The 22,392-nt window shown below is 67.9% G+C and carries 17 protein-coding genes; 10 read left to right on the top strand and 7 right to left on the bottom strand.

The window, feature by feature from the left end; genetic code table 11:
• Nucleotides 1–93: 93 nt before the first annotated feature.
• Nucleotides 94–2,676: a transglycosylase domain-containing protein gene (locus ACFRMN_RS33985; protein ID WP_383027183.1), complete on the bottom strand. Its 2,583-nt coding sequence runs from the start codon at nt 2,674–2,676 to the stop codon at nt 94–96.
• 369 nt (nt 2,677–3,045) lie between these two features.
• Here ACFRMN_RS33985 and ACFRMN_RS33980 point away from each other — a divergent pair, with 369 nt between their 5' ends.
• The 3 genes from ACFRMN_RS33980 (at nt 3,046) to ACFRMN_RS33970 (ending at nt 6,274) form a co-directional block, all read left to right on the top strand.
• On the top strand, nt 3,046–3,762 hold the full coding sequence (locus ACFRMN_RS33980; RefSeq protein ID WP_383027181.1) for a helix-turn-helix transcriptional regulator: 717 nt from the start codon (nt 3,046–3,048) through the stop codon (nt 3,760–3,762).
• A 60-nt stretch (nt 3,763–3,822) separates the two neighbouring features.
• Nucleotides 3,823–4,905, top strand: coding sequence for an inositol-3-phosphate synthase (locus tag ACFRMN_RS33975; RefSeq protein ID WP_030354358.1), 1,083 nt, complete (start codon nt 3,823–3,825; stop codon nt 4,903–4,905).
• A 97-nt stretch (nt 4,906–5,002) separates the two neighbouring features.
• Complete coding sequence (locus ACFRMN_RS33970; RefSeq protein WP_383027179.1) at nt 5,003–6,274, top strand: MFS transporter; 1,272 nt, start codon at nt 5,003–5,005, stop codon at nt 6,272–6,274.
• A gap of 62 nt (nt 6,275–6,336) precedes the next feature.
• Here the strand turns inward: ACFRMN_RS33970 and ACFRMN_RS33965 are convergent, their stop codons facing one another.
• Nucleotides 6,337–7,803: a CCA tRNA nucleotidyltransferase gene (locus ACFRMN_RS33965; protein ID WP_383027176.1), complete on the bottom strand. Its 1,467-nt coding sequence runs from the start codon at nt 7,801–7,803 to the stop codon at nt 6,337–6,339.
• 211 nt (nt 7,804–8,014) lie between these two features.
• On the opposite strand from ACFRMN_RS33965, the gene ACFRMN_RS33960 reads away from it, so the two are divergent.
• The 7 genes from ACFRMN_RS33960 (at nt 8,015) to trxA (ending at nt 17,584) form a co-directional block, all read left to right on the top strand.
• Nucleotides 8,015–10,390 carry a DUF6049 family protein gene (locus ACFRMN_RS33960; RefSeq protein ID WP_383027173.1) on the top strand — a complete coding sequence of 792 codons (2,376 nt, stop codon included), beginning with the start codon at nt 8,015–8,017 and terminating at the stop codon, nt 10,388–10,390.
• A 45-nt stretch (nt 10,391–10,435) separates the two neighbouring features.
• Complete coding sequence (murJ, locus tag ACFRMN_RS33955) at nt 10,436–12,577, top strand: murein biosynthesis integral membrane protein MurJ (protein ID WP_383027170.1); 2,142 nt, start codon at nt 10,436–10,438, stop codon at nt 12,575–12,577.
• Nucleotides 12,578–12,697: 120 nt separating this feature from the next.
• Nucleotides 12,698–14,407: a protein kinase family protein gene (locus ACFRMN_RS33950; protein ID WP_383027168.1), complete on the top strand. Its 1,710-nt coding sequence runs from the start codon at nt 12,698–12,700 to the stop codon at nt 14,405–14,407.
• A 25-nt stretch (nt 14,408–14,432) separates the two neighbouring features.
• On the top strand, nt 14,433–15,137 hold the full coding sequence (gene sigM / locus ACFRMN_RS33945) for an RNA polymerase sigma factor SigM (RefSeq protein ID WP_383027165.1): 705 nt from the start codon (nt 14,433–14,435) through the stop codon (nt 15,135–15,137).
• Nucleotides 15,134–16,117: a hypothetical protein gene (locus ACFRMN_RS33940; RefSeq protein ID WP_383027162.1), complete on the top strand. Its 984-nt coding sequence runs from the start codon at nt 15,134–15,136 to the stop codon at nt 16,115–16,117. Before sigM ends, ACFRMN_RS33940 begins: the two co-directional genes overlap by 4 nt.
• Before the next feature lie 119 nt (nt 16,118–16,236).
• Nucleotides 16,237–17,208 carry a thioredoxin-disulfide reductase gene (gene trxB / locus ACFRMN_RS33935; RefSeq protein WP_383027160.1) on the top strand — a complete coding sequence of 324 codons (972 nt, stop codon included), beginning with the start codon at nt 16,237–16,239 and terminating at the stop codon, nt 17,206–17,208.
• A gap of 43 nt (nt 17,209–17,251) precedes the next feature.
• Nucleotides 17,252–17,584 carry a thioredoxin gene (gene trxA, locus ACFRMN_RS33930; RefSeq protein ID WP_030354367.1) on the top strand — a complete coding sequence of 111 codons (333 nt, stop codon included), beginning with the start codon at nt 17,252–17,254 and terminating at the stop codon, nt 17,582–17,584.
• A 95-nt stretch (nt 17,585–17,679) separates the two neighbouring features.
• On the opposite strand, the gene ACFRMN_RS33925 is transcribed toward trxA, so the two are convergent.
• From ACFRMN_RS33925 to ACFRMN_RS33905, 5 genes are all read right to left on the bottom strand, one after another.
• Nucleotides 17,680–18,297 carry a GNAT family N-acetyltransferase gene (locus ACFRMN_RS33925; protein ID WP_383027157.1) on the bottom strand — a complete coding sequence of 206 codons (618 nt, stop codon included), beginning with the start codon at nt 18,295–18,297 and terminating at the stop codon, nt 17,680–17,682.
• 303 nt (nt 18,298–18,600) lie between these two features.
• Nucleotides 18,601–19,701 (bottom strand): ParB/RepB/Spo0J family partition protein, encoded by a 1,101-nt coding sequence (locus ACFRMN_RS33920; RefSeq protein WP_383027154.1) that lies wholly within the window; start codon nt 19,699–19,701, stop codon nt 18,601–18,603.
• Nucleotides 19,698–20,774, bottom strand: a complete 1,077-nt coding sequence (locus tag ACFRMN_RS33915; protein WP_383027152.1) for a ParA family protein — start codon at nt 20,772–20,774, stop codon at nt 19,698–19,700. Before ACFRMN_RS33915 ends, ACFRMN_RS33920 begins: the two co-directional genes overlap by 4 nt.
• A gap of 265 nt (nt 20,775–21,039) precedes the next feature.
• The gene (gene rsmG, locus ACFRMN_RS33910; RefSeq protein ID WP_365743971.1) at nt 21,040–21,756 is read right to left on the bottom strand and encodes a 16S rRNA (guanine(527)-N(7))-methyltransferase RsmG; all 717 of its coding nucleotides are present in this window, start codon (nt 21,754–21,756) and stop codon (nt 21,040–21,042) included.
• Nucleotides 21,757–21,860: 104 nt separating this feature from the next.
• Nucleotides 21,861–22,379, bottom strand: coding sequence for a R3H domain-containing nucleic acid-binding protein (locus ACFRMN_RS33905; protein WP_351416711.1), 519 nt, complete (start codon nt 22,377–22,379; stop codon nt 21,861–21,863).
• Nucleotides 22,380–22,392: the final 13 nt, after the last annotated feature.

Genomic DNA, 22,392 nt, shown 5'->3' with positions numbered 1-22,392 from the left:
CGTACGCGAGTCGGTACGTGCCGGTGCGGCGGCCCTCGTGGCGGGTGGCGTGGGCGGCGGTCAGCCTCCCGAGCCTGCCCGCGGCGGTCAGCCTCAGGGGCCTCCGAAGATGCCTCCGCTGTCGTCGGGAGTCTCGCCGGGGGAGGACGACGAACTGCTTTCCCCGCCGGGACCGCCGTTGCCATTGCCCTGATTGGCGCCGCCATCGGAGCAGCCGAACGGCCGGTTGCAGGATTCCTCCGAGGAGGACGGCGTCTCGGACGGCGTCTCGGACGGCGTCTCCGAGGGCGTCTCGGACGGCGTCTCGCTCGGCGTCTCGGACGGCGTCTCGCTGGGCGTCGGGGACGGTGACGCGCCGCTGCCGTACCAGGCCTCTCCGATGGGCTCGGGCTCGGGGAACTTCACGGGCGGCTTCCCCTTGAGCGCCTCCTCCATGTAGTCGTGCCAGATCTCCGAGGGGAACGAGGCACCGTGGATCTTGTCCTGGTCACCCGTGCCGAACATCTTCAGGAACTCGCGGTTCTTGTTCGTCGCGTCGTCGTCCATCCGGTACATGTCGATGGCGGTCGACAGCTGCGGGGTGTAGCCCACGAACCAGGCCGACTTGTTGCCGTCGGTGGTACCGGTCTTGCCGGCCACCTCGCGCCCTTCGAGCCGCGCGTTCTTACCGGTGCCCTTCTCCACGACGGTCTTCAGTACATCCGTGACGTTGTCGGCGACGGCCGGGTCGAACGGGCTCTTCACCTTGGTCTCGTGCTCATAGACGGGCTTGCCGCTCTGGAGCACTTTGGTGACGGAGTAGGGGTCGCGCTGCTTCCCGCTGGAGGCGAACGTGGCGTAGGCGCCGGCCATCCGGATGGCGCTGGGGTCGGAGATACCGATCGAGAAGGACGGCACGTTCGACTGGGAGAGGGAGCTGTTCAGCAGCCCGGCGTCGATGGCGGCGTCACGCACCTGGGGGATGCCCACATCCATGCCCAGCTGGACGAACGGGGAGTTGGCCGATTCCTGCATGGCGTAGCGCAGATCGATGGGCCCGTAGTCCTTGTCGCCGTCGTTGACCTGCAGCCACTCCTTGCCTTCTTCGTTGGTCCAGATCGAACGGTCGTAGTTCTTGATCTTCAGCTTGTTGTCGCCGTTGTAGATGGTCTTGTCGGGCGAGATGGGTGTGCGGCTGCCGTCTTCCGGGGCGCGGACGCCGTCCCGCATCGCCGCGGCCAGGACGAACGGCTTGAAGGTCGATCCGACCTGCGCGCCGGTCTGGTCGGCGTTGTTGGTGAAGTGCTTGGTGGCGTCCTGGCCGCCGTAGATGGCGACGATCTTGCCGGACTCGGGCTCGACGGAGGCACCGCCGAACTGGACGTGTGTGTCGGTCTCCGGGCGCTTCTTGGGGTCGATGTTCGCGTCGTAGACCTTCTCGACGGCGGTCCTCAGCTGTTCGACCTTCTTCTTGTTGAAGGTCGTGTGGATCTCGAAGCCGCCCCTGGAGAGGTCGTCCGCCGTGAGGCCCCTGGTGTTGTTGTTGACGAAGTACGCCTTGGCGAGGTCGACCAGGTAGCCGATCTGTCCGCTCTGCTGGGTGTTCTTCTTGATCCCGTCCGGCGTCGGGAACTTGGTGTACTTGGCCCGCTCGGACTGGTCGAGGTAGCCGTCCTTCACCATCTCGTCGAGGATCCAGGACCAGCGCTCGGTGGCTCTCTGCGTGTTGGCCTCCGGAGTCGCCCTCGGGTCGATGGAGGTCTGGCCGGCGGGGTCGTAGTACGTCGCACCCTTGAGGAGCGTGGCCAGGAGCGCGCACTCGCTGGGGTTCAGGTCAACGGCGTCCTTGCCGTAGTACGTACGGGCGGCTGCCTGGATACCGAAAGCGCCTCGCCCGTAGTAGGAGGTGTTCAGATAGCCCTCCATGATCTCGGGCTTCTCCATATCGGTGCCGACCTTCATGGAGATGAACAGCTCTTTGAACTTGCGGGTCAGGGTCTGGCTCTGGTCACCGAGCCGGGCGTTCTTGACGTACTGCTGAGTGATGGTGGAGCCACCCTGGGTGTTGCCGCCCTTGGCCATGTTGATCAGAGCCCGGCCGATACCCATCGGGTCGACGCCGGAATCTTCGTAGAACGACTTGTTCTCGGCGGAGACGACCGCCTTCTGCATCGCGTCCGGAATCTGGCTGATCCCGACGATCTGCCGGTTGACCTCCCCACCGGTGGCGATCATCTGGGTGCCGTCGTCCCAGTAGTAGACGTTGTTCTGAGCCGTGGACGCTTCCTGGACATTAGGGATACCGACCACGGCGTATGCGATGGTCCCGGCGGCCAGAATGGAGCCGACGAAGGCGATACCGAGTCCGGTGGTCTGCTTCCAGGACGGCACCCAGCGCCGCCAGCCGTACTTGCCCTGGCGCGGGTAGTCGATGAACCGCTTCTTGTACGGCTCGCCGCGGCCACGTCCGGCGCCCCCGTCGTCCGCCCCGCGCCTGCGGCCACCACGCTGGGCGGCGCGTCTGGCTGCGGCGCGGCCACCGTAGGGCGGCTCCTCCTGATAGGAGCCGGAGGGTGAGGCCGAAACAGTTTCTCGGGACGGTGCTGCGCGGCGGCCGGATGGCGGCTGGGCTGCACGCCTGGCCGCGGCACGACCGCCACCCTGCGGCTGCGGCTGTTTGCGACGGTGCTCGCTCATCGAACGACTACTCCTCGGGCAGGCGCGGACGCCTGGAAGCGGCAGTTGAGTTCCGGTCCCCCCGAAATGAATACGGACCGGTCCGGCATCGGGCTCATCCGATATGCATCCGGTAAGCCGACAGTCTTGACGCTTACCGGCGTCACTCGGTTCCCGGTGGTCTGCATGCCGCACAGACTACGCACGGTCAAAACCCCCTGAGAGCTGAAGTTCACCCTAAATCGGGCAAGTTGCTTCCTGAGAATTGGTGATGTGACGCCGTTCACCATGGCCCCTCTTGTCGCGACCTCCACTCCGTTCTATCGTCGGGATGTATCGAGTCGATACATCAGTACGGCATAAGAGTCCGGACAGCGAAGGAGGCGACGGGTGAGCAGACGCTCGGGCATCCTTGAGTTCGCTGTCCTCGGTCTGCTCCGCGAGTCCCCCATGCACGGCTATGAGCTGCGGAAACGGCTCAATACCTCGCTGGGGATCTTCCGCGCCTTCAGTTACGGGACGCTCTATCCCTGCCTCAAGACGCTGGTCGCCAACGGCTGGTTGATCGAGGAGCCGGGGAGCGCTCCGGAGGACGCGCTCGCCGCTTCGCTGGCGGGGCGCCGCGCCAAAATCGTCTACCGGCTGACGGCGGAAGGTAAGGAGCACTTCGAGGAGCTGCTGTCCCACACCGGTCCCGACGCCTGGGAGGACGAGCACTTCGCGGCTCGGTTCGCCTTCTTCGGACAGACGGAACGTGAGGTGCGGATGCGGGTGCTGGAAGGCCGCCGCAGCAGGCTGGAGGAGCGTCTGGAGAAGATGCGCGCCTCCCTGGCCCGTACCCGCGAGCGCCTCGACGACTACACGCTGGAGCTTCAGCGGCACGGCATGGAGTCCGTGGAGCGCGAGGTGCGCTGGCTGAACGAGCTCATCGAAAGCGAGCGGGCGGGACGGGATCAGAGACGGTCCGGCCCCGGGAGCCCCGCTGAGCAGGAAGGCACATCAGGTGAAGCGGACGGCCTGCCCCGGCACCGGGATGCCGCGTCTTCCGGAGGCATGCCTCCGGGACATCCCGGCCCGCCGGATCCGTCCGCGGACACCACCAAGTGAGGTCCTGCATCTCCGCAGGGTTTCATCACGAACACTGACATCACACAGGGAGCAACCGGAATGGGTTCGGTACGCGTAGCCATCGTCGGCGTGGGCAACTGCGCCGCCTCACTGGTGCAGGGCGTCGAGTACTACAAGGACGCCGACCCGGCGGGCAAGGTACCGGGGCTGATGCACGTCCAGTTCGGCGAGTACCACGTGCGGGACATCGAGTTCGTGGCCGCCTTCGACGTTGATGCGAAGAAGGTCGGCCTCGACCTCGCGGACGCCATCGGCGCCAGCGAGAACAACACCATCAAGATCTGTGACGTGCCGTCCTCGGGCGTCACCGTCCAGCGCGGCCACACCCTCGACGGTCTGGGCAAGTACTACCGCCAGACGATCGAGGAGTCCCCCGAGGCGCCGGCGGACATCGTCCAGACCCTCAAGGACAAGCAGGTCGATGTCCTGGTCTGCTACCTGCCCGTGGGTTCCGACGACGCCGCGAAGTACTACGCGCAGTGCGCCATCGATGCCAAGGTCGCCTTCGTCAACGCCCTCCCGGTCTTCATCGCCGGCACGAAGGAGTGGGCGGACAAGTTCACCGAGGCCGGTGTCCCGATCGTCGGTGACGACATCAAGTCCCAGGTCGGCGCCACGATCACGCACCGCGTCATGGCGAAGCTCTTCGAGGACCGGGGCGTTGTCCTGGATCGCACGATGCAGCTGAACGTCGGCGGCAACATGGACTTCAAGAACATGCTGGAGCGTGAGCGCCTGGAGTCCAAGAAGATCTCGAAGACGCAGGCCGTCACCTCCCAGATCCCGGACCGTGACCTGGGCGCCGACAACGTTCACATCGGCCCGTCGGACTACGTCGCCTGGCTCGACGACCGCAAGTGGGCGTACGTCCGCCTTGAGGGCCGTGCCTTCGGTGATGTCCCGCTGAACCTGGAGTACAAGCTGGAGGTCTGGGACTCCCCGAACTCCGCGGGTGTCATCATCGACGCGGTGCGCGCCGCGAAGATCGCCAAGGACCGCGGTATCGGTGGCCCCATCCTCTCCGCGTCCTCGTACTTCATGAAGTCGCCGCCGGTCCAGTACTTCGACGACCAAGCCCGCGAGAACGTCGAGAAGTTCATCGCCGGCGAGGTCGAGCGCTAGACCGGGTCCTCCCCCGTCACGATGAGAAGGGTCCCCGGACTGCTGGTCCGGGGACCCTTCTCGTCCATGCGGGAGCCGCGTATGTGACGCTGGCTCAATGTCTGTCGTGCGTGATCTGCGTGTGCTCCTGCGCCTCGGAAACTTCCGCCGACTGCTGGCGGTCCGGCTGCTCTCCCAGGCGGCCGACGGTGTCTTCCAGGTGGCGCTCGCCACGTACGTCGTCTTCTCCCCGGAGAAACAGACCTCGCCCGGCGCGATCGCCTCCGCTATGGCCGTGCTCCTGCTGCCGTATTCACTGATCGGCCCGTTCGCCGGACTGCTGCTGGACCGCTGGCAGCGCCGCCAGGTCTTTCTGTACGGGAATCTGCTGCGGGCCCTTCTCGCGGGCTGCACGGCGGTGTTGATCGTGGCCTCCGTGCCCGACTGGCTCTTCTATGTCTCGGCGCTGTGCGTAACCGCCGTCAACCGGTTCGTTCTCGCCGGACTCTCGGCCGCCCTGCCGCGTGTGGTCGACGACGAGCGGCTCGTCCTCGCCAACTCGCTTTCTCCGACTGCCGGAACGCTCGCCGCGACCGCGGGCGGCGGACTCGCCTTCGTCGTACGGCTGACGGTCGCGGACTCCGACGCGGCCGTGGTTCTGCTGGGCGCCGCCCTCTATCTCTGCGGGGCGCTCGCCTCGCTCCTGCTGGCACGCGAACTGCTGGGCCCCGGAGCGTCGTCACGGGGCCGGCCCCGACTGCGTGCCGCCCTGTCCGCCACGACGCATGGACTCGCGGACGGGGTGCGGCATCTGGCGAAGCGACGGGCGGCGGCCGGAGCGCTGGCAGCCATGACCGTGATGCGCTTCTGCTACGGGGCGCTGACGGTGATGGTGCTGATGCTCTGCAGATATGCCTGGACGGATCGGGAGGACAACGGGCTGGCGCTGCTCGGGCTGGCCGTCGGCATCTCCGGTGCGGGCTTCTTCGCCGCCGCGGTTCTCACACCCTGGGCGGCTGGACGACTCGGCCCGTTCGGGTGGATGGCACTGTGCGCGGGAGCGGCGGCCATCCTGGAGCCGGCCTTGGGGCTGACCTTCGCGCCGACGCCCATCCTGGTCGCCGCCTTCGTTCTCGGCTTGATCACCCAGGGGGCGAAGATCGCCACGGACACGGTGGTTCAGACGGCGGTGGACGATGACTTCCGCGGCCGAGTCTTCTCCCTCTACGACGTCCTCTTCAATGTCGCCTTCGTCGGCGCGGCGGGGGTGGCCGCGGTGATGCTGCCGCCGGATGGCCGCTCCGCGTCGCTCGTGGCGACGGTGGCCGTGCTCTATGCGGGCGTGGCCGCGGCCCTGATGTACGGAGCGCGGGGGCGATGTTTCACGTGAAACATCGCCCCCGGGGCATCGCGCGCGCGTCATGTTTCACGTGAAACATCACCCCGCGCGTTTCAGTTCTGCGCGGCCCACCATTCCTTGAGCGCGGCGACGGCCGTGTCGTGCTCCACCGGTCCGTTCTCCAGCCGCAGCTCCAGCAGGAACGTGTACGCCGCGCCGATCACCGGCCCGGGGCCGACGCCGAGGATCTCCATGATCTGGTTGCCGTCCAGATCGGGCCTGATGGCATCCAGCTCCTCCTTCTCCTGAAGCTGGGTGATGCGCTCCTCCAGGCCGTCATAGGCCCGGGAGAGAGCACTCGCCTTGCGCTTGTTGCGCGTGGTGCAGTCCGAGCGGGTCAGTTTGTGGAGCCTGTCGAGCAGGGGCCCGGCGTCACGTACGTAGCGCCGCACCGCGGAGTCGGTCCACTCGCCCGTTCCGTAGCCGTGGAAGCGCAGGTGCAGCTCCACCAGCCGGGAGACATCCCTCACCATCTCGTTGGAGTACTTGAGCGCGGTCATCCGCTTCTTGGTCAGCTTCGCGCCCACCACCTCATGGTGATGGAAGGAGACCCTGCCGTCCTTCTCGAAGCGGCGCGTCCGGGGCTTGCCGATGTCGTGCAGCAGCGCGGCCAGCCGCAGCACCAGGTCCGGCCCGTTCTCCTCCAGGTCGATGGCCTGCTCCAGGACGATCAGCGAGTGCTCGTAGACATCCTTGTGCCGGTGGTGCTCATCACTCTCCAGACGCAGCGCCGGCAGCTCGGGCAGCACCCGGTCGGCGAGACCGGTGTCGACGAGCAGCGCCAGGCCCTTGCGCGGGTGGGCGGAGAGGATCAGCTTGTTCAGCTCGTCCCGTACGCGTTCTGCGGAGACGATCTCGATACGGCCGGACATGTCCTTCATGGCCTCGACCACATCGGGGGCCACCTCGAAGTCCAGCTGCGCGGCGAACCGTGCGGCCCGCAGCATCCGCAGAGGATCGTCGGAGAAGGACTCCTGTGGGGTGCCGGGGGTGCGCAGTACCTGGGCGGCGAGGTCTTCCAGCCCGCCGTGGGGATCGATGAACTCCTTCTCCGGCAGCGCGACGGCCATCGCGTTCACCGTGAAGTCCCGGCGCACGAGGTCTTCCTCGATGGAGTCGCCGTAGGACACCTCGGGTTTGCGTGATGTCCGGTCGTAGGCCTCCGAACGGTACGTCGTCACCTCGATCTGGAAGCGCTGGTCAATATCTCCGACCCGGGCATCCTTCTGGACACCGACCGTGCCGAAGGCGATCCCCACTTCCCACACCGAATCCGCCCAAGGCCTGACGATCTTCAGAACGTCCTCCGGCCGGGCATCGGTCGTGAAGTCCAGATCATTGCCGAGCCGGCCGAGAAGGGCGTCCCTGACCGAGCCGCCGACCAGGGCGAGTGTGAATCCGGCCTCCTGGAACCGGCGCGCGAGATCGTCCGCGACGGGGGATACCCGCAGCAGTTCACTGACCGCACGGCGCTGCACCTGACTGAGGGCACGGGGATTGTCTTCATTGGCGTTCGGCACAACAGAAAAGGGTACGTGCCGCGGCCCCCGCGGGCGCCCCGGTTTCGGGCCGCCCCGCCTCGATGCGGAGGTTTCCGGTGGCTCATGAGATTCTTCCGATCATGTGGAGCAGTTCCCAGCACTTCGCCACAGCGCACATCGTTACCATGCGTGGACGCGGCAATTGACAACCACCAACGGCAACCGACGATGACAAGGGACGGGCGAGCGCGTGGCGGAGGCGGCAGACTTCCAGGGGATGGGTCATTCTCCTGCCCGCCGGTGGCTGCGGCGCACAGCCTCTGTGCTCGCCGGAGCGCCGCTTCTGGCGGGGTTGCTGGCCGGGATAGCGGCGCCCACGGCCCACGCCGCTCCGACGGCCACCGGCTCCCGTACGGTCCATGTGTCGCTCGACACACTGGCCCCCAGTGCGCCGGTGAAGGGCGACACGCTCACCGTCTCCGGGACGGTCACCAACGAGGGCAAGAGCACCATCACCGACGCCCAGGTCGATCTGCGGGTCGGCCCGCGGATGTACGGCAGGACGGCCATCGACGACGCCGCCGAGCGCACCAGTACCTCGGGTGATGTGGCTCCGATCGGCGGCAAGTACAAGGTCACCATCCCGAAGCTCGCCGTCGGCATCCCCCAGGACTTCGCCCTCTCGGTACCGGTGAGCAAGCTCGGACTCGGCCAGGACGGCGTCTATCAGCTCGGCGTCTCACTGACCGGACAGACCTCGTCCGCGCAGTACGACCACGTGCTGGGTATCCAGCGCACTTTCCTGCCCTGGCAGCCGGACGCGACGGAGGAGAAGACACAGCTCTCTGTCCTCTGGCCGCTGATCTCGTCGACGCGTCTGTCCGCGGAGACCGGCTCGGACGATCAGCAGACCCCGGTCTTCGAGAACGACGATCTGGCGGAGGAGCTTGCCCCCGGCGGACGGCTGGAGCAGCTGGTATCCCTCGGCAATCAGCTTCCCGTCACCTGGGTGATCGACCCCGACCTGCTCGCCACCGCCGACGCCATGACCAAGAACTACCAGGTCAGAAGCGGGGACACGACCGTCCCCGGCAAGAACCAGGCCGTGGCCACCAAGTGGCTCAACGCGCTGGAGAAGGCGGTGCAGGGACGCAAGGTCGTCGCGTTGCCGTTCGCCGATCCGGACCTGGCGTCGCTGGCTCACCGCGGCAAGGACGTGTCCGGTGCGCTCAGCCATCTGCAGCCCGCCACGGATGTGGCCGGGAAGACCGTGGAGACCATCCTCCATGTGAAGCCGTCCGTCGACTTCGCCTGGCCCGTGGACGGTGCGATCGACCCCTCGATCGTCGATGTGGCCACCTCTGCGGGTGCTCACAAGATCATCACCCGCAGCGACAGCCTCCAGGACAACCTGCCGTACACCCCCACCGCGGCACGGCCGATCGGCGGTGGGACGACAGCCGTCGTCGCCGACACCCGGCTCTCCACCGCTTTCCAGGGGGATATGTCGGAGGCGGGCGCGTCCACTCTCGCGGTCCAGAAGTTCCTCGCCCAGTCGCTGGCCGTGACGCTCCAGGACCCGGAGAATCAGCGCAGCATCGTCGTCGCTCCTCAGCGGATGCCGAGCGCCGCCCAGGCACAGTCGATGGCGCGCGCGCTGCGGGGCCTGGACCCCGAGCGCTGGACCGAGTCGTCCGATCTGATCACGGCGGCCTCGGCGACACCGGACTCGGACGCCACCACCAAGGTGCCCGGCTCTTCGCGTTACCCGAAGCAGTTGCGCGACCAGGAGCTGTCGACCGAGGTCTTCCTGGACATCAGGACGACGCAGGAGCGGCTGGACAACTTCCAGGCCATCCTCAGCGCTCCGGACCGGGTGGCCGCGCCCTTCGGTAACGCGATCGGCCGGGCGATGTCGACCTCGTGGCGTGGGGAGCCGGAGGAGGCTCAGCAGTACCGCGGCACGGTGGAGGACTATCTGGTGGGCCTCACCACCGAGGTGAAGCTCATCCCGAAGTCCGTCCTGACGCTGTCGGGGCGCAGCGCGACGATCCCGGTGACCGTCCAGAACCAGTTGTTGCAGGGCGTCCAGAATCTGGTGCTGCGCCTGAAGTCCGACAACCCGACACGCCTCAAGCTGGACGGCGACCGCGCGGTCGCGGAGCGGCCGATCAAGATCGACGGCGGGCACAGCCAGTCGGTGAAGTTCACCGGCGCGGGCAACGCCAACGGGCCGGTGCAGGTGACCGCCCAGCTGTACACGGTGGATGGCACGCCGTACGGCAGTCCGATGACGTTCCAGGTCAAGGTCTCCGAGATCACGCCCACCGTGATGCTCGTCATCGCCGGCGGTGTGCTGCTTCTTGTCCTCGCGGGGGTCAAGATGTACAGCCAGCGCAAGCGCGCGGTGGCCCGTAAGGCCGCCGCGGAGGACGCGGAGGACACGGACGGCGGAGAGGGCAGCGCAGACGGCACCGGCGCGGACGGGAACGCGCAGGACACGCAGAGCACGGACGGCGCGCGGGCCGCTGAGGACACAGATCCCGGGCAGCCGAGTGACCCGACACCGGACACCGGTCCGGAAAGCGCGGACGCGTCGGGCGCGGGTGAGAAAGTGGACCGTTGAGCGATGTCGTGGCCGGTCGGCCGGGGACGATGAGGTGGGGTAACCATGAACGCGCCGTACGACGGTGACCGTGGGCAGGGCGCGGGTGGCGACCCGGCGGGCCGGATTCCGCCTACTCCGCCGTCCGCCCAGGATCCCTATGTCCAGGATGCCTACAACCGGGACCCCTACTGGTCACAGGACCTTTCCGCGCAGGATCCGGTGACGGAGGCGCTTTACGACCGCGCCTCGCATCCGCCACCGCCTCCCGGCACCTACCCGGAGGCCCATCAGCTCTACCAGCAGCCGCCCACCCCGCAGAACGCGCCCGATCCCCGGGTATGGGCCCAGACCCCGCCGCCCGAGCCCTCCGGGCCGATGCGCCATCTCCCGTACGGAGAGGATCCGAGGACCACCCAGTTCACCGGCATCGACGACCTGGTCTCCCGGGCCGGCGACGAGAGCCCGCAGCCGGACGCGTTCGCTCACCTCTACCGCGACCAGCAGGGCTCGGGTCAGGTACTGACCGCGCCGGAGCCCGAAGCCGCGCCCGCACCGCCGCCCCCCAAGAAGTCGGGAGGCAAGGCCGCCGGTCTGCTCAAGTCCAGTGCCCTGATGGCCGCGGGCACGCTGGTCTCCCGGCTCACCGGCTTCGTACGGAGCCTGGTGATCACCGCCGCGCTGGGCGCGGCACTGCTCGGTGACTCCTTCACCGTGGCGTACACGCTGCCGACGATGATCTACATCCTCACCGTCGGGGGCGGTCTCAACTCCGTGTTCGTCCCGCAGCTCGTGCGGGCGATGAAGAACGACGACGACGGTGGCGTCGCCTACGCCAACCGGCTGCTGACCCTCGTCATGGTGGCGCTCGGCGCGATCGTGGCCCTCGCCGTGTTCGGGGCGCCGTGGCTGGTGCGTCTGATGTCCGACCCGATCGCCAGCGACGCGGCCGCCAACAACGTCGCCGTCACCTTCGCCCGCTACTGCCTGCCCACGATCTTCTTCATGGGTGTGCATGTGGTGATGGGCCAGATCCTGAACGCGCGCGGGAAGTTCGGCGCGATGATGTGGACTCCGGTCCTCAACAACATCGTCATGATCACCACGTTCGGTCTGTTCATCTGGGTGTACGGCACCGCCGCCGACTCGGGCATGACCGTGCAGACCATCCCCCCGGACGGCGTGCGGCTGCTGGGCATCGGTACGCTGCTCGGCCTGGTCGTCCAGGCGCTCGCGATGATCCCCTACCTCCGTGAGACCGGCTTCCGGTTCCGCCCGCGCTTCGACTGGAAGGGCCACGGCCTCGGCAAGACGGTCAAGCTGGCCAAGTGGACGGTTCTGTTCGTCCTCGCCAACCAGGCCGGTGTCCTGGTCGTCACCCAGCTCGCCACCGCCGCCGGCGTCGCGTCCGGCAAGGACGGCACCGGCATCCTCGCCTACAGCAACGCCCAGCTGATCTGGGGCATGCCGCAGGCCATCATCACCGTCTCCGTCATGGCCGCCCTGCTGCCCAGGATCTCCCGCGCCGCCCACGACGGCGACCCGGGGGCGGTACGTGACGACATCTCCCAGGGCCTGCGCAACTCGGCGGTCGCGATCGTTCCGATCGCCTTCGGGTTCCTCGCGCTGGGTGTCCCGCTGTCGATCCTGATGTTCTCGTCCAGCGGCCTGGAATCAGCACGCTCCATGGGCTTCATCCTGATGGCGTTCGCCCTCGGACTCATCCCGTACTCCGTGCAGTACGTCGTCCTGCGCGGCTTCTACGCCTACGAGGACACCAGGACGCCCTTCTACAACACGGTCATCGTCGCCGGGGTCAACGCCGCCGCCTCCGCCGCCTCGTATGTGGTCCTGCCCCCCCGCTGGGCCGTGGTCGGCATGGCCGCCTCCTACGGCCTCGCCTACGCGGTCGGCGTCGGTGTCGCCTGGCGCAGGCTGCGGAACCGGCTGGGCGGCGATCTGGACGGTGGCCGCGTGCTGCGTACGTACGCCCGGCTCTGCCTGGCGGCCGTCCCCGGGGCCCTCGCGGCCGGCGCGATCGCCTACGCCGTCCTGAACGCTCTGGGCAGCAGCGCCCTCAGCTCGCTGCTGGCACTGTTCGGCGGCGGTCTCGCCCTGCTGGCCGTCTTCTTCGTCGCGGCGAAGAAGATGCGGATCGAAGAGATGAACGCCTTGGTCGGCATGGTGCGCGGACGCCTCGGAAGGTAAGCGCGGCGCGGTCCAGCACAACCATCACTGGCTGCCGCGTGTCGTGCATAGCGTCCAACTGTGGGCACAATTGGCTTGGCTGTTGGATAGTGCGCAACGGATGGGGAGGCAGGAGCGACGGTGGCGGAACGTAGCACGGCTGCCGTCGACGTGGCCGACAACAGCGGTGATGAGCCGCTGACCGCCAAGGCGGGCAAGGCCACGACCGACGGGTTGGCGGAAGCCCAGGACGAGGCGGAGAAGTCCGCACCGGAGACGGGCAGCGAACGGCAGAACACCGAGCCGGGCATCTCGACGCCCGAGCTGCACAGCGGCCACAAACTCGCCAGACGCTACCGTCTGGAGGAGTGTGTCACCCGTCTGGACGGTTTCAGCAGCTGGCGAGCGGTCGATGAGAAGCTGCGCCGGGCTGTTGGCGTGCATCTCCTGCCGGCCGACCATCCGCGGGCCCGTACCGTACTGGCGGCGGCCCGGTCCTCCGCCCTGCTCGGCGACCCTCGCTTCGTGCAGGTCCTGGACGCCGTCGAGGAGAACGATCTCGTCTACGTCGTTCACGAGTGGCTGCCCGACGCGGTCGAGCTGACCGCGCTCCTCGCCTCGGGGCCGCTGGAGGCTCACGAGGCGTACCAGCTCGTCAGCCAGGTCTCCCAGGCCATGGCGGCGGCCCACCGTGAAGGTCTCGCCCATCTGCGGCTGACCCCCGGAGCGGTACTGCGTACGTCCACCGGTCAGTACCGCATCCGCGGCCTCGCGGTGAACGCCGCTCTGCGCGGGATCAGCGCGGACCGGCCGCAGCGCACCGACACCGAGGCGATCGGTGCGCTCCTCTACGCGGCTCTGACCCAGCGCTGGCCCTACGAGGCCGACGCGTACGGGCTCTCCGGCCTTCCCAAGGGCGTCGGGCTGATCGCCCCCGACCAGGTCCGGGCCGGAATCCATCGCGGACTCTCCGAGCTCGCCATGCGCGCCCTGATCAATGACGGCGCCACCGCCTCCCGCCAGGAACCGCCGTGCACGACCCCCGACGAGCTGGCCGCGGCCGTCGCGGAGATGCCGCGCATCCGTCCGCCGGAGCCCACGTTCACCGCCCCGCCGGAGTACCAGCGCACCACCTACCAGCAGGGCACCTACGGACGCTCACAGCCCGGCCTCGGGGCGCCTCCCCTCCCTCCGGTGGCGCCCCCGCCGCCCCCGCTGCAGAGCCGTACCGGCAAGGCGCTCAAGTGGACCGTCGCCGCGCTCCTCATCGCCGCGCTGGGACTCGGCAGCTGGCAGGTCGCCGACCGCCTCCTCGACGGGGGCAGCGAGAGCGACACCACGCCCACCCAGCCGGTCACCGACGACGACAAGGCGCCCAAGCCCCTCAAGCCGCTCCGGATCGCCGACGCGACGGAGTTCATGCCCAGCGGGTCCGGGATAAAGCCCGAACTCGCACCGAACTCCGCGGACGGCGACTCCGGCACCGCCTGGATCACAGCGCAGTACCAGAACTTCCCGAACTTCGGCAATCGACCGGACCGCAAGGAAGGCAGCGGAATCGTCGTCGACCTGGGCAGCGTGAAGGACGTGTCCGGTATCGACATCGCCATGTACCGCAGCGGCCAGAAGGCCGAAGTACTCGCCGCCGGTGCGGACGCGTCGGATCCATCGGCACTCGCGGACTTCTCGCAGCGCCTCACCAAGCTGGAGACGGTGGGCCGAACCCTCAAGACCACTCTCGACAAGCCCGTGCGAACCCGGTACGTATTGATCCACATCACCGAACTGCCGCGTGACGGGTCCGCCGACCGCTTCCGCGGAGGCATCTCCGAGATCAAGTTCACCGGCTGAGGGATCAGGGGAGGGGGGCTCACTGTTGGACGATGCCGCACTCGGCGACTCAAGCGACCAGGACCTTCTGAGCGCTCATGTCGCGGGCCACCCTCACGCCTTCGGTGAGTTGGTACGGCGCCATCGGGACCGGCTCTGGGCAGTGGCCCTCCGGACGCTGGGTGACCGGGAGGAGGCCGCCGACGCGGTCCAGGACGCACTGGTCTCCGCTTTCCGGGCGGCCCACACCTTCCGCGGACAGTCGGCCGTGACCACCTGGCTGCACCGCATCACCGTCAATGCCTGCCTCGACCGAGCCCGTAAGGCGGCCTCACGCAGGACCTCCCCCGTGGACGACACCGAGCGGCTGGAGCAGCTTCTTGAGCCTCACGAGTCGGCGGAGGCCCCCGCGGAGCGCCAGGATCTCCACCGTGAGCTGCTGGCGGCGCTGGCCAAGCTCCCCGTCGAGCAGCGGGCGGCCCTGGTCCTCGTCGACATGCAGGGCTACCCCGTGGCCGAGGCCGCCGCGGTTCTGGGAGTACCCACCGGAACGGTGAAGAGCCGCTGTGCGCGCGGCCGGGCCAGACTGCTGCCCATGCTCACGCATCTACGCGGGGCCACCAGGGATAACAGCGGTCTCAGCAGGGGAAGGAACCGGACGCCGGGGGCATCCGTCCCACCGGCATCGGAACCAAGAGACCCAGGACCAAATGATCCTGCTGGAGTGAAGGGCGGAGGTGGGCGCGCGTGACATCCACGACCGACACGGATCAGCACCCGGATGTCTCAGAGATCTCCGATCTCACGGAGGGACTGCTCTCACCGTCCCGTTCCGCCGATGTACGGCGCCACCTCGATGGCTGCGCTCTGTGCGCCGACGTCCATGAGTCACTCGAAGAGATCAGGGGACTGCTCGGCACGCTGCCCGGGCCGCCGCGGATGCCGGCGGATGTCGCCGGGCGTATCGATGCAGCGCTGGCGGCGGAGGCGCTTTTGAACGCCACCGCCCCCGACGAGGCCGTGGATGTTTCACGTGAAACATCGCTCTCGCCCCGGAAGCCCTCACCCCGGACCCTCACGGCACCGGCCATCGCCGCACCGACCGCCCCGCCGAGCCCGGCGGAGTCCACGGTGGTGGACACGGTACGAGCCGACCGGCCCGCCGGCCGTCCGAGGGCAGCCACCGGCCCCGGCCGCAGTGGACAGACCCGCCGTCGCCGACGCAATGCCGTCCTGGGGGCCGTCTTCGGAACAGCGGCCGTAGGCGTCAGCGTTCTCCTGCTTCAGTCGCTCGGAGTGTCGGACAACAGCAGCGGTCAGGCCGACACCGCGGCCAGCGCCCCGAGGAACGGCAGCAAGGAGTTCTCGGAAGCCCAGCTACAGAGCCGCGTGGACGCGCTGCTGGCGTCAGGCGCCGACGTCAAGGAGTCCAGGGGGGCGAAGGCCGAGGAGCCTCGCGACACCGGGGGTGACCGGAGCACAGCGAATTCGCCGCTTCTCCAGCCCGAGCCCGAGGTACCTCCTTGCGTTCGGCAGGGCACGGGCAGCACCGTGCCCGCCCTCGCCGCCGAGCCGGGCACGTACCAGGGCAGCAGTGCTTATCTCGTCGTGCTGCCGGACGCTACCGACAGCACCCGGGTCCAGGCCTATGTGATCGACGCGGCCTGCGTCGACAGCGATCCTTCGGGCAAGGGGAAGGTCTTCCTGAAGCACGCCTACCTCCGCCGCTGACGCCCTCCTTCGTGGAGCCAGGACACCTCGGGAATGCAGGACCCGTAGGATCCGTTGGATGGGGTGAAAGTCGTTGATCCGGCCCCAGTAGGCAGTCTGCAGAGACGAGGAAGAAACCCGTGAGCGACGTCCGTAATGTGATCATCATCGGCTCCGGGCCCGCCGGCTATACGGCCGCGCTGTACACCGCGCGTGCATCGCTGAAGCCGCTGGTCTTCGAGGGCGCCGTCACCGCCGGTGGTGCGCTGATGAACACCACCGATGTGGAGAACTTCCCGGGCTTCCGCGACGGCATCATGGGCCCGGACCTGATGGACAACATGCGGGCGCAGGCGGAGCGCTTCGGCGCCGAGCTCGTCCCGGACGATGTCATCGCCGTCGACCTCAGCGGTGACATCAAGACGGTCACCGACACGGCCGGCACGGTACACCGGGCCAAGTCCGTGATCGTCACGACCGGCTCCCAGCACCGCAAGCTCGGCCTGGCCAACGAGGACGCCCTCTCGGGGCGCGGCGTCTCCTGGTGTGCGACCTGCGACGGCTTCTTCTTCAAGGACCAGGACATCGCCGTGGTGGGTGGCGGCGACACCGCGATGGAGGAAGCCACCTTCCTGTCGCGCTTCGCCAAGTCCGTCACGATCATCCACCGCCGGAACACGCTGCGTGCCTCCAAGGCCATGCAGGATCGCGCCTTCGCCGACCCCAAAATCAAGTTTGCCTGGGACAGCGAGGTCGCCGAGATCCACGGCGAGCAGAAGCTCTCCGGTCTGACCCTGCGCAACACCAAGACCGGCGAGACTTCCCCGCTCCCCGTGACCGGTCTGTTCATCGCGGTGGGCCACGACCCGCGGACCGAGCTGTTCAAGGGCCAGCTCGATCTGGACGCCGAGGGCTACCTCACCGTCGATGCCCCGTCGACGCGGACGAACTTGTCCGGTGTCTTCGGCGCCGGTGATGTCGTCGACCACACCTACCGCCAGGCGATCACCGCTGCGGGCACCGGTTGCTCCGCCGCTCTCGACGCCGAGCGTTTCCTCGCCGCGCTCAGCGACAGCGAGAACGCCGCGCCGGAGAAGACCGCCACCGTCTGACCAGCTGTACCGACCCACACCCCGCAACTTTAAGGAGGCCGCCGTGGCCGGCGACCTGAAGCATGTAACCGACGCCTCGTTCGACGAGGACGTACTCAAGAGCGACAAGCCCGTACTGGTGGACTTCTGGGCCGCCTGGTGCGGACCGTGCCGCCAGATCGCCCCGTCGCTTGAGGCGATCGCGGCCGAGCACGGCGACAAGATCGAGATCGTCAAGCTCAACATCGACGAGAACCCGGCCACGGCCGCCAAGTACGGCGTCATGTCCATCCCGACGCTGAACGTGTACCAGAACGGTGAGGTCGCCAAGACCATCGTCGGCGCCAAGCCCAAGGCCGCGCTTGTACGCGATCTTGAGGACTTCATCGGCGAGTGAGTCCCCGGCCGCCGGCCCTCGATGTTTCACGTGAAACGGGCCGACTCCCCCACAGGGGAGTCGGCCCGTTTCGCTTTCCGTATACGCTGCCCGGCTCAGAGCGGCCGTAGTGCGGGTTCCTTCTTGACAGCTCCCAGCAGCCGGTCCAGCGCCAGCTCCACGTCCTCTTTCCAGGAGAGCGTGGTCCGCAGCTCAAGCCTCAGCCGTGGATACGTCGGATGCGGACGTACGGTCTTGAAGCCCACCGCCAGCAGATGATCCGCGGGGAGCACACAGGCCGGTTCCCTCCAGCGAGCGTTACCGAAGGCTTCGATCGCCTTGAACTCCCGCCGCAGCAGGTCCTTCACCACGGTCTGCACCATCACCCGGCCGAGTCCCTGCCCCTGATACCCCGGCATGATCCACGCGGTCATCAGCTGGACGGCGTCCGGGGAGACCGGGCTCGTCGGGAAGGCCATGGACCGAGGCGCATACGCCGGAGGCGCGTACAGCACGAAGCCAACCGGCACATCGTCGATATAGGCGACGCGGCCGCAGGATCCCCACTCCAGCAGAACGGCCGAGATCCAGGCTTCCTTCTCGGCCTCTGCTCTTCCTGCCCTTATCGCTGCTTCCCCGCTGACCGGATCAAGCTCCCAGAAGACACACGCTCGGCAGCGCTTGGGGAGGTCGGGAAGGTTGTCCAGCGTGAGCGGTACGAGCCGACGCCCCATGGAGGCTGTTCCTCACTTCCTTCGCCTGCCGCGCCACGGGCGGCCGTCAGCGCGCTCCGCTCTCGAAGCAGGCTGCCGACGAAGCCGCCGAGCACTCCAAGACCCAGTCCAGCCGATACCAGCCGGCTGCGGCTCACCGATCGCATGGCCCCCGCTCTCCTTCCGGGATGGATCAAGGTGGATGCGCCATACCAGAACGCATCGTATCCACCCGAAGATGTCCGGCACACCGCGAGACAGCAAAGGGCGGGCCGTGTTCCGGTAAGCGTGGAACACGGCCCGCCCGCAGGCTGTTTGAGAGCCTCAGCTCTCGTCGTCCTGCTCGGCTTCCTCGGCGAGGCCCTTGTCCAGGACGCGTCCCTCACCGGGCGCGAGAGTGCCGAGAATCCGGTCCAGATCGTCTATTGAAGCGAACTCAACGACGATCTTTCCCTTCTTCTGGCCCAGATCGACCTTCACCCGGGTCTCGAAGCGATCCGAGAGACGCGACGCCAGATCGGTGAGAGCCGGCGACAGCCGAGCCCCGGCCCGTGGTCCCTTGGCCTTGGGGGAGCTCTGCGGGCGCGAACCCATCAGGGTCACGATCTCCTCGACCGCGCGCACCGAAAGCCCTTCGGCCACGATGCGGTGCGCCAGCCGGTCCTGCTCCTCGGAGTCGTCGAGCGCGAGCAGCGCCCTCGCATGACCGGCCGAGAGCACACCGGCGGCGACCCTTCGCTGCACCGGAGGAGAGAGACGCAGCAACCGCAGCGTGTTGGAGACCTGCGGACGTGAGCGGCCGATCCGGTCAGCCAGCTGGTCATGCGTGCAGTTGAAGTCCTTGAGCAGCTGGTCGTAGGCCGCGGCCTCTTCCAGCGGATTCAGCTGGGCACGGTGCAGGTTCTCCAGCAGCGCGTCAAGCAGCAGCTTCTCGTCGTCGGTCGCGCGGACGATCGCCGGAATGCGTTCCAGACCGGCTTCCCGGCAAGCCCGCCAGCGCCGCTCGCCCATGATGAGCTCGTAGCGCTCGGACCCCACCTGCCGTACGACCACGGGCTGGAGGAGACCGACTTCCTTGATGGAAGTAATCAGTTCGGCGAGGGCGTCCTCGTCGAACACCTCGCGCGGCTGGCGCGGGTTCGGCGTAATGGAGTCGATCGGTACCTCGGCGAAGTGCGCCCCTGCCGTCGCCGGCAGCTCGGGCGCCGCTTCGGATTCCGGCGCGACCGTCTCCACCTCCGGCGCCATGGCGGCCTGCGGCAGCGAAGTCACCTTCGCGGCGGCCACACCCCGCTCCGCGGTCAGTACGGGAGCCGCCCCCGGAGTAGCAGCGGCCGCTCCTGGAGAGGTCACCTGCTTCTCCTGCGGAGCGGCAGGGATCAGCGCACCGAGCCCACGTCCCAATCCCCTGCGTCGCTCGCTCACTGGATCCCCTCCGACATACTCTGCTGACTGTTCTGACTGCCCACATGGGCCTGCTGGGCGTCGTAGTGCACCCCGACCCCCCGTAGAGCGATCTCACGGGCGGCTTCGAGATACGACAGCGATCCGCTGGACCCTGGATCGTAGGTCAGCACCGTCTGCCCATAGCTCGGTGCCTCGGAGATACGTACGGACCGAGGGATGCTCGTCCGCAGCACCTCCTTGCCGAAGTGGCTCCGTACCTCGTCCGCCACCTGCGAGGCGAGCCGCGTCCTGCCGTCGTACATGGTGAGCAGGATTGTCGAGACATGCAGTGTCGGGTTGAGATGTCCCCGCACCAGGTCGACGTTCCGCAGCAGTTGCCCCAGCCCCTCCAGCGCGTAGTACTCGCACTGGATGGGGATCAGAACCTCCGCGCCGGCGACCATCGCATTGACGGTCAGCAGGCCGAGCGAGGGCGGGCAGTCGATGAGGATGTAGTCCAACGGCTGCTCGTACGCTTCGATCGCCCGCTGCAGTCGGCTCTCCCGTGCCACCAGCGACACCAACTCGATCTCCGCACCGGCGAGATCGATGGTGGCCGGGGCACAGAAGAGACCTTCGACGTCGGGGACGGGCTGGACCACTTCCGAGAGTGGCTTGCTCTCCACCAGGACGTCATAGATCGAGGGAACTTCGGCGTGATGGTCGATCCCGAGCGCCGTGGAGGCGTTGCCCTGGGGATCGAGGTCGACCACCAGCACGCGCGCGCCATGGAGCGCGAGCGAGGCAGCGAGGTTGACCGTGGTGGTGGTCTTCCCTACGCCGCCTTTCTGGTTGGCGACGACGATGACACGCGTCTGCTCTGGGCGGGGCAGACCCTCGCCGGCGCGGCCCAGTGCCTCCACCGCCAGCTGGGCTGCACGGCCAATGGGGGTGTCGTCCATCGGGGGCGGTGTTTCACGTGAAACATCCTCCCCCGCCGACTCGGTACGGGGACCGGGGACCGGATCGGCCATCGGTCCCGCGATGTTGGCGTCGGACCGCAAGGATTCACTCTCCTCGACTTCAGACTCGCAATGGACAGAGCCTGCCATGCTTTCGGGGTCGTGAACCAGCGAGGCCCTTGGTTCTGTGGAGGAATCCACCTCTGTGGACAACCCCGTCCCTCTTACGAGGGGCTTTCGGCCGCGCGGTGTAGCAGCAGCGCGGCCACGGCCGATGATTCCCTGCAGCAGTGAGCGACGTTTCACGTGAAACACGATGCACGGGCCGCAGAGCTACACCGTCACGACACTCCGCAATGCGTAGGTATGGCAGCTTGTATGGAGCATCACTGATAGGCACTACGGACTGTACGGCTCAACGGCGCCGCCGCGCACGGCCGGCCCGTGCGGCCTTGGCCCGCTTCGTGGCGAATCGCACACCGCCGGGGCTCTCCCCGGCCTCCACCCGCACCACGGTGGCCAGAGGGTCGACGATGCCCTCACCGACATGCAGGACCGAGGTCTCGACCACGCCGAGCCTGCTCAGTGCGGCGCGTGCCCCGTTGATCTCCTCCTCGGCGGTGTCGCCCTTGAGCGCCAGCATCTCGCCGTACGGCCGCAGCAGGGGCACCCCCCAGCCCGCCAGCCGGTCCAGCGGAGCCACCGCGCGCGCCGTCACCACATGCACCGGCTGCAGGGTGCCAAGGACCTCTTCGGCGCGGCCACGCACCACCGTCACATGATCCAGGCCGAGCAGCTCGACCACCTCCTGAAGAAAGTTCGTCCGCCGCAGCAGAGGTTCCAGCAGCGTGATCTTCAGGTCGGGCCGTACCAGCGCCAGCGGGATTCCGGGGAGCCCCGCGCCCGAACCGACATCGCAGACCGTCACGCCCTCGGGTACGACCTCGGAGAGCACCGCGCAGTTCAGCAGGTGCCGCTCCCAGAGCCGTGGGACCTCACGCGGGCCGATCAGGCCACGCTTGACCCCCGCGTCCGCCAGCAGTTCCGCGTAGCGGACAGCCTCCGGAAAGAACTCACCGAAAACAGTGCGCGCCTCGTCCGGTGCGGGGGGAAGCTCTGCTGCCTCCGTCACGGGAACCGTCCTTCCATACCGAACCACCGACCGGTGGCTGACTATCAGGCTGACAAAGTTCGGCCCCGTCTGCGCAACAGACGGGGCCGAAAAGAATGGACCGCTCAGGCAGGGAGCACCACGACGAAGCGCTGCGGCTCCTCGCCCTCGGACTCACTGCGCAGACCCGCGGCGGCGACCGCGTCATGCACGACCTTCCGCTCGAAGGGCGTCATGGGGTTCAGCTTCACCGGCTCACCGGTGCTCTTCACCTCGTCCGCGGCCTTGGCTCCCAGCTCGGCCAGCTCGGTGCGCTTCTTGGCCCGGAAGCCGGCGATGTCCAGCATCAGCCGGCTGCGGTCGCCGGTCTCCCGGTGCACAGCGAGCCGAGTCAGCTCCTGAAGCGCCTCCAGCACCTCACCGTCGCGTCCGACGAGCTTCTGCAGATCCCGCGCCGAGTCACTGATGATCGAGACCGCGGCCCGGTCGGCCTCGACGTCCATGTCGATATCGCCGTCGAGATCAGCGATATCGAGCAGACCTTCGAGGTAGTCGGCCGCGATCTCCCCTTCCTGCTCCAGGCGGGTCAGGGTGTCGCCTCCCTCGTCGGCGGACTCGTCGGCGGAGATGGTGCCTTCCGTCACGGATGGACTCCTT

Source organism: Streptomyces sp. NPDC056835 (genome assembly GCF_042789485.1).
Taxonomy (GTDB): Bacteria; Actinomycetota; Actinomycetes; order Streptomycetales; family Streptomycetaceae; genus Streptomyces.
The sequence above is the reverse complement of the archived record's forward strand: the minus strand, read 5'-3'. Positions and strand labels throughout refer to the sequence as shown.

Bases quoted from the DNA above. Each gene is read 5' to 3' on its own strand.
- ACFRMN_RS33985 (WP_383027183.1), bottom strand. From the start codon at position 2,676: ATGAGCGAGCACCGTCGCAAACAGCCGCAGCCGCAGGGTGGCGGTCGT.
- ACFRMN_RS33975 (WP_030354358.1), top strand. From the start codon at position 3,823: ATGGGTTCGGTACGCGTAGCCATCGTCGGCGTGGGCAACTGCGCCGCC.
- ACFRMN_RS33970 (WP_383027179.1), top strand. From the start codon at position 5,003: ATGTCTGTCGTGCGTGATCTGCGTGTGCTCCTGCGCCTCGGAAACTTC.
- murJ (WP_383027170.1), top strand. From the start codon at position 10,436: ATGAACGCGCCGTACGACGGTGACCGTGGGCAGGGCGCGGGTGGCGAC.
- ACFRMN_RS33925 (WP_383027157.1), bottom strand. From the start codon at position 18,297: ATGGGGCGTCGGCTCGTACCGCTCACGCTGGACAACCTTCCCGACCTC.
- ACFRMN_RS33915 (WP_383027152.1), bottom strand. From the start codon at position 20,774: ATGGCAGGCTCTGTCCATTGCGAGTCTGAAGTCGAGGAGAGTGAATCC.